General features: G+C 60.5%; 12 protein-coding genes and 2 pseudogenes. 5 read left to right on the top strand and 9 right to left on the bottom strand.

Annotation, left to right across the window (positions count from 1 at the left end; all coding sequences use genetic code 11):
• Positions 1-41 precede the first annotated feature (41 nt).
• The 7 genes from IVB32_RS14960 to IVB32_RS14930 form a co-directional block, all read right to left on the bottom strand.
• Positions 42-218, bottom strand: coding sequence for a DUF5681 domain-containing protein (locus tag IVB32_RS14960; RefSeq protein WP_247410665.1), 177 nt, complete (start codon positions 216-218; stop codon positions 42-44).
• A gap of 321 nt (positions 219-539) precedes the next feature.
• A complete protein-coding gene (locus tag IVB32_RS14955; RefSeq protein WP_247367146.1) occupies positions 540-938 on the bottom strand; it encodes a type II toxin-antitoxin system VapC family toxin in 399 nt (132 codons plus the stop codon).
• The gene (locus tag IVB32_RS14950) at positions 935-1,189 is read right to left on the bottom strand and encodes a type II toxin-antitoxin system VapB family antitoxin (protein WP_247367147.1); all 255 of its coding nucleotides are present in this window, start codon (positions 1,187-1,189) and stop codon (positions 935-937) included. Before IVB32_RS14950 ends, IVB32_RS14955 begins: the two co-directional genes overlap by 4 nt.
• Before the next feature lie 88 nt (positions 1,190-1,277).
• Positions 1,278-2,588 carry a DNA methyltransferase gene (locus IVB32_RS14945; protein WP_247367150.1) on the bottom strand — a complete coding sequence of 437 codons (1,311 nt, stop codon included), beginning with the start codon at positions 2,586-2,588 and terminating at the stop codon, positions 1,278-1,280.
• A gap of 106 nt (positions 2,589-2,694) precedes the next feature.
• Positions 2,695-3,210, bottom strand: coding sequence for a hypothetical protein (locus tag IVB32_RS14940; RefSeq protein WP_085394988.1), 516 nt, complete (start codon positions 3,208-3,210; stop codon positions 2,695-2,697).
• Between the two features lie 8 nt (positions 3,211-3,218).
• Positions 3,219-3,869: a hypothetical protein gene (locus IVB32_RS14935; RefSeq protein ID WP_247367153.1), complete on the bottom strand. Its 651-nt coding sequence runs from the start codon at positions 3,867-3,869 to the stop codon at positions 3,219-3,221.
• 531 nt (positions 3,870-4,400) lie between these two features.
• Complete coding sequence (locus IVB32_RS14930; RefSeq protein ID WP_143275398.1) at positions 4,401-4,958, bottom strand: hypothetical protein; 558 nt, start codon at positions 4,956-4,958, stop codon at positions 4,401-4,403.
• Between the two features lie 145 nt (positions 4,959-5,103).
• On the opposite strand from IVB32_RS14930, the gene IVB32_RS14925 reads away from it, so the two are divergent.
• Entirely contained in the window at positions 5,104-5,349 is a 246-nt protein-coding gene (locus tag IVB32_RS14925; RefSeq protein ID WP_085394991.1) for a helix-turn-helix transcriptional regulator, read from the top strand.
• Positions 5,350-5,613: 264 nt separating this feature from the next.
• Positions 5,614-5,802, top strand: a complete 189-nt coding sequence (locus IVB32_RS14920) for a hypothetical protein (protein ID WP_085394992.1) — start codon at positions 5,614-5,616, stop codon at positions 5,800-5,802.
• 704 nt (positions 5,803-6,506) lie between these two features.
• Here the strand turns inward: IVB32_RS14920 and IVB32_RS14915 are convergent.
• Together IVB32_RS14915 and IVB32_RS14910 are read right to left on the bottom strand one after the other, a co-directional pair.
• Positions 6,507-7,096, bottom strand: a pseudogene (locus IVB32_RS14915) (IS110 family transposase); the annotation flags it as partial.
• A gap of 138 nt (positions 7,097-7,234) precedes the next feature.
• Positions 7,235-7,495, bottom strand: a complete 261-nt coding sequence (locus tag IVB32_RS14910) for a hypothetical protein (RefSeq protein ID WP_247410662.1) — start codon at positions 7,493-7,495, stop codon at positions 7,235-7,237.
• A 458-nt stretch (positions 7,496-7,953) separates the two neighbouring features.
• Between IVB32_RS14910 and IVB32_RS14905 the strand changes: the two genes are divergently transcribed.
• The 3 genes and pseudogenes from IVB32_RS14905 to IVB32_RS14895 all read left to right on the top strand — a co-directional run.
• The gene (locus IVB32_RS14905) at positions 7,954-8,742 is read left to right on the top strand and encodes a YqaJ viral recombinase family protein (protein WP_247367245.1); all 789 of its coding nucleotides are present in this window, start codon (positions 7,954-7,956) and stop codon (positions 8,740-8,742) included.
• Positions 8,721-9,419 carry an ERF superfamily protein gene (locus IVB32_RS14900; protein ID WP_247367157.1) on the top strand — a complete coding sequence of 233 codons (699 nt, stop codon included), beginning with the start codon at positions 8,721-8,723 and terminating at the stop codon, positions 9,417-9,419. Before IVB32_RS14905 ends, IVB32_RS14900 begins: the two co-directional genes overlap by 22 nt.
• Positions 9,420-9,455: 36 nt before the next feature.
• A pseudogene (locus IVB32_RS14895) lies at positions 9,456-10,245 on the top strand (transposase); the annotation flags it as partial.

Raw genomic sequence — 10,245 nt, 5'->3', positions numbered from 1 at the left:
ATCCGAAACCTCCGTCCAAGCCGGAGGCTTCTTTCGCACGTTCATTCGAATTCTGAAGCAAGGGTATCGGCTTCGCGCTTACGGACAAGCATTTCCGCGGCTTCGAAGAAATCACTGCGGATCTGACCATCCGAGATTGGATGCGGCCGCTTCCGCGGACGACCCTTTGGATTTCCGGTCGTCCCCTTTTCAAACTGGCCCTTGGGATTTCTAGACATATTGCCTCCTGAAAATGCGCGGCTTCATGGAGGACACACAAACGAAAATGGCGTGGCCTCCGGGTGCACCAAATTCCTGCTTGCAGGAACTCGGACCCATAAGGCGTCACGCCATCATTTACGCACTACATGCCGGGTTTGTGCGTCACGCAAAGTCCCAAAAAGGACTCAACCCGGCTCTCGCACGAGGCGAGATCTTTCTACCGCAACTTGCGATATCGAGCAAGCTCAGCACGCTCAGATGGCGAGCCTCTCGTGGGGTGCTTTCAGTCCGGGAAAGTCGATGTAACCAGAGACCGAGGAGCGCTCACGTCAAGGCAATCAGGTGCCACGCGCAACAACGACATCGGTATGGACAAAATCGTCGCCCTTGAACAACAAGGGCTCCCCGGTACTCTTGGCGAGTGCGTAGGCAAAGCAGTCACCGAAATTTAGTTTGGCAGGATGACCACTGCCCTTGCCGAAATCGCGATAGGCCTCTCGCGCAATTTGCGCCTGGGTTTCGGTTACAGGCTCAATTGAAATCTGCGCTTCCTTCATCAACTCATCGAAACGCCGGCTGGCGATAGGATCCCGGCTGGCATCGATTACAACAGCCGCCTCGACGAAATTTGCAGCGGACATCCGTCGAATGGGATGAGTTTCGATCGCAAGCGCGCAGCGCTGTGCCTCGGGCTCTTTGCGCAGGATAGCAATTAGCGCAGATGTATCGACGATCATCGAGGCAGTCCGCGCTCGTCGTAGAGCAGATCGCCGTGATCGGACGATCGGTACGGCTCTTTCAAGTGCTTGGCGCAATCCTCACCGATCTTCAGCAAACGATCCGACAGACGTGCGCCTTGCTCGCGGCGAACCCGCTCGAGCCGCTCACGAACCGCATTCGTGACCGCCGCAGTCAGCGACTCCCCTGTCCGCTGCGCTAGCTCGGTCGCTAGTTCATGGGCTTCGGGATTTTTGATGTTCAAACTCATACTCTACCTTCTACCGAGCAACATATACCCTTCTACCTCACCGTTCAAGCCGTCTAAATGGCCGGGGGTTCGAGCCCAGCGACTTGGCCTACTGCAGCGGATCGGCCCGGCGCTGCTCGACCTGGGCGAACGTCTCACCCGTCAAGTCCATAGTCGCAGCCTGCCCGGTATAGGCCTGCCAGCGGCGGATCGCGACATCGACATAGAGCAGATCGAGCTCAATGGCGCGCGCCCGCCTGCGGGACTTCTGTGCGGCCATGATGGTCGTGCCCGATCCGGAGAAGGGGTCGAGCACGATATCGCCGCGACGCGAACAATCCTTGATGGCGTCGATCACGAGCGCGGTCGGCTTCACCGTCGGGTGCATGTCGAGCTCGGCCGCACGGCTCGCGCCGAAACCGTTGATGCCGGCATAGTCCCAGACATTGGTGCGATAGCGGCCGTGCTTGCCAAGCTCGATCGTGTTGACGTGCGGCCCCTGCCCCACCTTGTAGACGAACACCAGCTCGTGCTTGGAGCGGTAGAACGAGCCCATGCCGCCGTTGCTCTTGTTCCAGACGCACAGATTCTTCAGCTCGGAATAGGCGCCGCCGGCTGCCTTCAGGATCTCGTCCATGTGCCGCCAATCCATGCAGATGAAATGGATCGCGCCGTCCATGCTCGCCTGCGCCATATTGCCGAACACCACACTTAAGAAGCCGGCGAATTCGGCAGAGCTCATCTCGCCGGAGGCCATCTTGAATTCGCGATGCTTGACCGCGCCGAGCCCGCTGACATGCCCGTCGATCGGCACGTTATAGGGCGGGTCGGTGAACACCAGACGTGCCCGTTCGCCATCCATCAGATCGGCGAAGGAGGCGGCATCGCAGGCGTCGCCGCACAGCAGGCGATGCTCCCCCAACACCCAGAGGTCACCGAGCCGCGATACCGGATCGGACCCAACGGGCGGAACGAGATCGCTTCGGTCAGGCTTCTCGCGCCCCATTTCGCCGTCCACCAGCAGGTCAATCTCGGCGGTCTCAAAGCCAGTCACTTCCACATCGAAATTGATCTCGACCCCCATCAGCTCGCGCCAAAGCCCGCGCAGCTGGTCCATATCCCAGTCCGAGTTCAGCGCGATCTTGTTGTCGGCGAGCGAGAACGCGATCTTCTGTGCGGCCGTCAAATGGCCGACCCGCAGCACCGGCACCCGCTCCAACCCGGCCATGCGCGCGCCCTCGACACGGCCGTGGCCGACCAGGATCATGGCCTCCTCGTCCACCACAACGATGCTGTTGAAGCCGAACTCGCGGATCGAGGCCGTGATCTGGTGGAGCTGCTTGCGCGAATGCCGCCTGGCGTTGGCGGGGTTCGGCTTCAACTCTGCAATGGGCAAGTGCTCAACGCGGAAATCACTCATGAGACCTCTCCAAAAAGACAGGCCTCAGCTATACCACCATCTAGCCAGATACTTCAAATATACTTCTTCAATAGGTGATCTTGGATCGCGCGGGTGGTTAATTCGGTCACCCCTTGATCGTGATCTCGACATCTTCGGGCCGCACGCCAAAGGTGGCGGCCAACGCTTTCTTCGCCTCGGCGATCGTCAGCCCTCCTCGCGCCATATCGGAGCCGGCCTGCCGAGCGTCGGACACCGGTTGAAACTTCAGCCGCTTAAGCTGGATTCCTAGCTCCTTCAGTCCGACATAGGCGACCGGGTTGCGCAGCTCCTTGCGCCAGACCTCCGCAACGGCAATGTCGGCGAACTCCGAGATTCCGATGTGGAAACGAGCCTGCCCTCGCGAGTTCTCGGACGCCTCGAGCGGCGTGAGCGATGAAATCCGGCCGACCAGAAATGCAGCCCGAGGGGCAATGCCTTCGGCCTTGTTCTCCCAGATCTGCCGCCGACAGCAAACAAGGTAAGGGCAGTGCTCGACGCTTTTGGGACTGAGGACCCAGCCGCGTGACCCCGCGCACTGCAGGATCTCTTGCCGCGTCTCGGAGGTAAAGACCACCACTGCGGCGTCATCGGTCTTGGTCATGCGCGATCTCAATCCAAGTCGGAGGCGTGGTCGGCCACGGGCCTGTTGGCGGCGCCGTGAGCGACCATAAATTCGTTTCCCGCCTGCCGAAGCAAGCGGCTCGGTTTCAAGCGCCCGTAAGCACCCCGCTCGTTGCGTGCGCCGTGCACCAGCAGAAGCAGCTTATCTGCGAGCTCGATGGGATCGCGCAGGCCCGCGGCCTTACACAATCCGACCACCCGCCGCCGCTCCGCCTGCCAAAAATCCTCGATCTCCCTCAGCAGCGGATGCTGCTGTTTGCGAGTCTCGAACAATTCCGCCGCCGTGCGTGAGAGCAACACCCGCGGCTCCGCCATATAGCCGATTTGATCCTCTTCCAGGGCAAGCCACCACCGCAGCTGTGACGCAGGATCGTTCGGATGCTCCGCGGCGAGACCGCGCCAGTAATCCTCGCACTCCGCAATCAGCGACCTGACGAAACGGCCGATCAGCGGCTCACCATCGCCAAAAAACTTGCGGAAGGTGTCCACGTTTGAATGCGCGTCTTCGGCAATCAAGCTGTCGGCGACCCTGATTCCGAGAAGACGGAATAATTTGTCGGAGGCCTCGATGATGCGTTCCTTCGCCGGCTTATCGAAGCCGAAGGCGGGCGGCTGTATCGTTTCGGGAAGCTTACGCATCAAACTGGTCCTCAGCAATGTATAAGCTAATTATAGCATAACTCGTGCCAATCCTGTCTTTCCCCAGGGATCGAGCCGCGCATCCGCTCGCAGCCGCAGGCCGCTCTTGCACGAGAACCACGATCATTATTCGCCTTAGCAACTTACTAAGCATTGTTTTCATTTAAGATTACTGGGCGGAAATTCGATGAGCGCGCCGCCAAGATTTGGCATCTGCGCCCGATTTAAAGGATTTCGGACCTGTCGGAGTGCGGACAAGACGCAAATCTTCTCTACGGTCTTCCCTGAGCCTTGGAGGGGCTATCGCTATTTTTCGATTTTGCAGCGGGGCCCAAAAAGTCGCTGCATCGCAACCACGACGGCCGGACGTGTCCCTAGTTGTCGGAACGCGCATGCAGCACACCAGCTCGGTGGAATCGTCTCTCACAACCAGGAGGCCGGAGGCGAGAGGACGCGCGACGATCAAATGCCGCGATCAATCCTTGAATTCCTGCTCGCTACAAATGTCGGGCGCCGCATTCCGGCCTCGCGCTAACCGAACAGTCTGCCCAGCAATTCGTCGATCCCACCCAGTGGCGTGAAGCGGGCCTTGCGGAGATCCCGGTGCATCGGGCGTTCAGGCTTCCGTCCAGTACTGTCCCCTCGCGAATGGCAGCTGACCTTCGTGCCCAGATCTGGTAGCCGTGATCCCGGGGGATCTCCGAACCAGAGGTAACGCTCCAACGCTAACGTATCCTGGTTGACCTCCAACCAGATCACGCAGCCGCTCGGCTTGTCGAGCAGCCTTGCATTGACGGGGACCTCGCTGACCTTGGAGCCCTTGAAGGTCGATTTCAACTGGATGTGGCGGATGATCCCGCCTGCCTCCAGCACCAGGTCATATCCGCCGCGGTCCACCTCACCCTTGAGTACTTCAATATCATAAAGGCCCTGGCGCCAGCGCGCCGCGATCAATTGCCAAATCAAGAAATGTGATAGCGCCTGCTCGCGAATGCTCGACGCCGAGGAGTGTGACGTGATCGGCGGCCGTGGCGCCTTTACCGCGCTGATCGCCTGAATGGATGTCACTGGGCCGGTCATGGCACGCACGTGCGCTCCTCTGGCCGGACAAGTCCAGCGCAACCGCGCCGACCTCCGGGCAGCTTCGCACACCAGAGTTAATATTATCCTCTTTTGGGATAATCCCGATCCGGGATCAGATTGGCTGCCGCCGAATCGAAACGCGCCGGCGGCCATGGAAAAGTCCCTCAAATCCGCCGAATATGCCCGCCTTGTCGCCCTTCTAGTCGCAACGCGACATAAGGCCGGCATCCGCCAACAGGCCCTCGCCAAGAAGCTGCGCAAGCCGCAATCCTTTGTGGCCAAATACGAGGGTCGCGAACGCCGCTTGGATGTCGTTGAGTTCATCGCTATCGCGGAGGCACTAGAGGCCGATCCGCTGAAGCTGCTTCGACGCTTTATGCGGGAGAAGACGAAATAGCGCCAAGCGCCATCCGGAGCTGCCGTACCATCTGGCTTGTGATCTCGGTTGAAGCTTGTTTCAGCCGGCGACGGCAAAGCGACACGAAGCCGCCCGGGAGCCCGTCACCGGCGGACGGCTTGATGAGGCCGCTCTTCCGCTTGGTGGGAATCCGGTGTCCCATCGGGGCCTAGCTAGCGGCTTGGCCTCCTGGCGACCCAACATTGGCGTTTCTAGCACTCGCACACTAGGCTGCTGCCCGCCCCGATCCCGCGGAGACACCTCGTGCAGATCAAGCTTCCCGAGATAGATCTCAAATCTGTGCGAAGCGTCGACAGCGTTGAGCTTAAGGATGAAACCGGCAAGCACATGGGTCAATATTTTTTCGGAATAGGGCACGGACGAACCGTCATCTTACTCGGAAAATACAAAGGCACCTTCAAGACTCAGGCTGAATGTAAGGCCTTTCATTGACGGCGTTCTCGCGGTGCTCACCCCTTGAGGCGCTTGAAAGAAAGCAGACGTCCGCATCAAACGGCCTATGCACTATCAGGTTTTCGATACACGCGGTGCGTGGGTCTCCAAATGGTCCTTAGCCGAACAAGGCTGAGGCTGCCGCGACGTCGGCTCTCGGCGGCAGACCGGACACGCCGCGCGCCCGCCAAGCGTGGCAATGTCCGCTTCCTAGAGGTGACCCGAACAAGACCATGCTGGCCCCGAGGGCAGCCTTTGACCCGAATGTATGGTCCGGCCGTGCGTTGCAAGAGTTTCGTCGATCTGGTGGTAAGCGGTCTTGCATCAATATATCCGGCCTCTGATTGGAGCATGTGCTCCGGGCCATCATGGATATCAGCGCGCGCGCGTTCTCATTAGCGGACAGGCCTCGATTGGACCATTTGGGTCACCAGTGTTCGCACGTGCCCGGAAGACCGAACCTCCATCTCGTCTCATTCCTCTCGCAGACCTCGGCTGGAAACTGTTGATGGGGTTACGTCATCGCTTGCTCCTCATATCGCGCAGTTCCTGTGTTCGAGCCAAGGGCCGTTCCTTCGTCCCAACCCGTAGAACGTCGATCGCGACGCGCGCAGGGGCGGTCAAGGCCGGCCGTCGCGCTTGGCTTGCGGCTGGCTCCGGCGTTGCCAGGCTGCGCCTTGCCCGCGCCGAGCACGGCGCGAAGATCACGCGGGTCGGACGCCTGCATCGTCGGTCCTCGTCAGTTCGAAGGCGCGTCCTTTGGCCAGCACGCCCAGGCGATACGGGCAAGCTTGTTGGCGAGCGCGATTGCTAGCACGTTGTGGTGCAAGCGCCTCTTCGCGGCTTCGATCCAGGATTTGAGCCCGTAGCGTTCCCAGTTCTTGATCCTGACCAGCACAACCCATGCCGCCTGCACGAACAGAACGCGCAGGTAGCGATTGCCGCGCCTCGAGATTTTGCCGAGGATCGTGCGGTCTCCCGTCGAGATCTGCTTAGGCACCAGTCCGAGCCAGGCGCCGAAGTCGCGGCCTTTGGAGAATACGTCTCCAGTGCCGATCGCGGCCACCATGGCGCCTGAAATGATCGGGCCGATGCCAGGCACCGTCATCAGGCGCGAACATGCCTGATCTTGACGGGCCAGTGCTTCGATCTCGCCGGAGAGGCCATCGATGCGCTTATTCAGCCGGCGCCAGTCGCCTGCCAACTCCTCGATGATACGCAACATGCGCGGCGACAGGGCATCGGTGCGCGTCGCAAGGATGGTGGGCAGTTCCGTGCGCAGGAAGCCGCCCCGCCCTCTTGTCATCCTTGCTTCAGCCAGCACTTCAGGACGCGCCGTTGCGCGGCCCGGACCGGCCTCTCGTAGCGCTCTAATCCAGCGAGACGCTTGGCTAGCTTCTGGCTCGGGGATTCCATCAACGCGAGAAGCATGTCATATCGGGCTTGGCGGATGCGGCCCAGCCAGGTTCGCACGGACGAGATTATCCACGCCGAATGAGTTTTGTTGCTGTGTGAAACCTGCCGTCATCACGCTGATCAATGCGTTGGAGCTGACATCGTTTTCCCGGTTCAGGCGCGAGAGACCATGTCGATGGGCGTTGCGGCTCGATCGCGCCTTGCCGGCCTCCGTCTTAGGGCCAGTACTTTGTTTGGCGTTCGACCGGTTCGCTGTGATTTTTCGTTCTGACGCCATCCCGCCTTCCACTCGGCTCTCGCTCACTTCCTGAGACCTCGCTCGAAGTGGTAACGATTTCAAGCCGCAGATCGGGAAACAGCGACGATCGTGGGACGTCGGGCTTCCACGTATTCAGGAGGGAGTCGACTGAACGTGGCTTAAATCACTTGAAGACCACAGGTGCCGCTCGGTTGCAGTTGCGCCTCGCCGTTGGCTTTGATTTGTCAATTTCGGGCGAGAGCGAATCCCACGCGGTCCGCTCGCTTGGAGCATTCCCCTCCGATCATTGGCAGTAATCTCGCGGCAATATGAGCAACAAGATTGCTGCAGAAAGGACTGGCGTTCGTCTGCAATTGGAGCGTTACTGAGTCGGCCGGGTGCATGGCCGGCACCGGTTCCCACCTCGCGGACGCGGGGCTTCAGGCAGTGCGGCGAAGAGCGCCGTTGTTCTGAGGTAGGAGATACCCGTGCGTAGCGTGCACAGTGAAGGCCAGGTCGAGCCACAGATTCAAATCATCAGGTTCAACCCAAATGACCGGCGACATTTCATCGGCGGTTCGGACGCCCGCATCATCATGGGGGATGACCAAGACGGGCTCATCCGCCTCTGGCGCGAAAAACGCGGTGAAACAGAGCCTCTGGACCTCTCGGGCAACTTAGTCGTTCAGCTTGGGACCGTGACCGAAGTCTTGAATCGCGCCTGGTATCAACGCGCGAGCGGTCACACGGTCAAAGACATCCAGAAACGCGTTCGTCATCCCATCCACAAATGGATGGCCGCAACGCTGGATGGGACAGTCGAGCAAACCGGTGCAGTCTTCGAAGCCAAGTTCATGCTGCCATGGGCGTTCACGGAGGAAGCCGCAGCCGAGAAGCACATGGCTCAGTTACAGCACAACATGTGGGTCACCGCGTCCCGCAGCTCCGTTCTTTCGATCATCACCGGCGGCGGCAAATGGGTTGAGATCAAGGTCCATGCCGATCCGCTCTATCAGCACCTCCTCCTTACCGCCGAAAAGAAGTTCTGGCGCTGCGTCCAGAGTGGCGAGCCGCCCGTCCTGTTCAACATCGAGACGCCCCGCCCGCGGCTGGAAGCGATCAAGGTCGTCGATATGTCCACTTCCAATCAATGGGCAGAGCTGGCGGCCGCCTATCTACGAACCCGCGACGCGCACGGGGAGCACGAGACAGCTAAGACCGAGCTGAAGAAGCTCGTGTGGTCGGGATCGCCGGGGAGGACGATTTGGATGCGCCCGACGTCGTAACAGGGCCTCCGGCTGCCACCGAGCCGCAGACCGCACCCGGACCGAAAGGAAAGCCCCCGAAGGGTGTTCTCAACCGGCCGCCGGTCTTGCCCCCGGAACGCTCCGCCGAACTCCTGGACCGGCTCTTGGGCGAGCTTGCTCTCCAGGAGGATAGCGAAGGGCTACTTGCCTGGGCCAAGATCAGCCTGCCCCTGAAGAACACTCTCCTGGAAGCGGACGCCCGGGTTCTCGAGGCTGCCTACCAGAAGAGGTTCGAGGAAGCCGCCCTCCCCGACATCAATTTAGCAGACCAGCGGCCCGTGTCAGCGGTCGAACAGCCTCTAGCTGAGGAATATCCTCTGGAGATAACCAGCGACGTTCGCGCACCTGCCGACACCTCTCCCGGAGAGCGGGTCGGCCTCGCCTTCCCAAAGGAGCCGCCTCGGAGGCGAAGCAAGGATCACCTCGCGTTCATCCGCAGCCAGGGTTGTCTGGTCTGCCAGAAGACCCCGGCTGACGCGCATCACTTGAAGTTTGCTCAACCACGGACCTTGGGACGCAAAGTCAGCGACGAGTTCACGGTGCCGCTATGCCGATCTCATCATCAATCCCTGCACCGGCACGGAAACGAAAAAGCCTGGTGGACCAATCTCGCATTGCCTCATTCAAAATGTTACTGGAAAACTTCTCGCCGATGATTGGGTCGGTGCCACCGAATTGGTTCGGTGGCCACTATGGCGGGAAAGATCAGCATGGGCGCGCGGCGCGAAGTGGTGTCAGCAGTGACGGAGCAATACCGGTCGGCCAAGAGGGCGGAAAAGGGACGGATCCTCGACGCGCTGTGCGCGACGACGGGCTGGCATCGTAAGCATGCGATGCGCGCACTCCGGCGGCGCACGACGGTTGGGCCCAGCAAGGTCGAGAAACCGCAAGAGCGTAAACGTAGATATGGTACGACGATCAAGGACGCGATGACGGCGCTGTGGGAGGCGTCGGATCGGGTGTGCGGCAAGCGGCTCAAGGTGATGGTTCCGACCTTGCTGCCGGCGCTCGAGCAACATGGCCGATTGCGGCTTGGCCAGGCGGACCGTGATCGTGTTCTGGCCATCAGCGCCGCCACCATTGATCGCCTGCTCGTCGATGTGAAGATTGCGGCGAGCGGCGGCAGGCGGCGCCGTGCCGGATTCTATTCGGCAATCCGGCGCGAGGTCCCGATCCGCACGTTCAATGACTGGAACAGCCCGGTGCCTGGCTTCTGCGAGGTCGACATGGTCGCGCATGGCGGCACGTCGGTGGCCGGCTCGTTCATCCAGACCCTGACGATGGTCGATATCGCCACTGGCTGGACGGAGTGCCTGCCGTTGCTGACGCGGGAGGGTTCGCTGGTCGTCGAAGCGATCAACCGCGCACAGAGCCTGTTCCCCTGGTTGTTGCGCGGCGTTGACTTCGACAACGACAGCGCCTTCATGAACGATGTCGTCGTGCCATGGTGTCGCGAACAGAAGCTCGAAGTGACGCGCTCGC

Source organism: Bradyrhizobium sp. 23, from assembly GCF_023073295.1.
Taxonomy (GTDB): domain Bacteria; phylum Pseudomonadota; class Alphaproteobacteria; order Rhizobiales; family Xanthobacteraceae; genus Bradyrhizobium; species Bradyrhizobium canariense_D.
Note: the sequence above shows the minus strand (reverse complement) of the source record. Positions and strands in the feature narration are given on the sequence as shown.

Bases quoted from the DNA above. Each gene is read 5' to 3' on its own strand.
- IVB32_RS14935 (WP_247367153.1), bottom strand. From the start codon at position 3,869: ATGCGTAAGCTTCCCGAAACGATACAGCCGCCCGCCTTCGGCTTCGAT.
- IVB32_RS14960 (WP_247410665.1), bottom strand. From the start codon at position 218: ATGTCTAGAAATCCCAAGGGCCAGTTTGAAAAGGGGACGACCGGAAAT.
- IVB32_RS14940 (WP_085394988.1), bottom strand. From the start codon at position 3,210: ATGACCAAGACCGATGACGCCGCAGTGGTGGTCTTTACCTCCGAGACG.
- IVB32_RS14950 (WP_247367147.1), bottom strand. From the start codon at position 1,189: ATGAGTTTGAACATCAAAAATCCCGAAGCCCATGAACTAGCGACCGAG.
- IVB32_RS14925 (WP_085394991.1), top strand. From the start codon at position 5,104: ATGGAAAAGTCCCTCAAATCCGCCGAATATGCCCGCCTTGTCGCCCTT.
- IVB32_RS14955 (WP_247367146.1), bottom strand. From the start codon at position 938: ATGATCGTCGATACATCTGCGCTAATTGCTATCCTGCGCAAAGAGCCC.
- IVB32_RS14945 (WP_247367150.1), bottom strand. From the start codon at position 2,588: ATGAGTGATTTCCGCGTTGAGCACTTGCCCATTGCAGAGTTGAAGCCG.
- IVB32_RS14910 (WP_247410662.1), bottom strand. From the start codon at position 7,495: ATGGCGTCAGAACGAAAAATCACAGCGAACCGGTCGAACGCCAAACAA.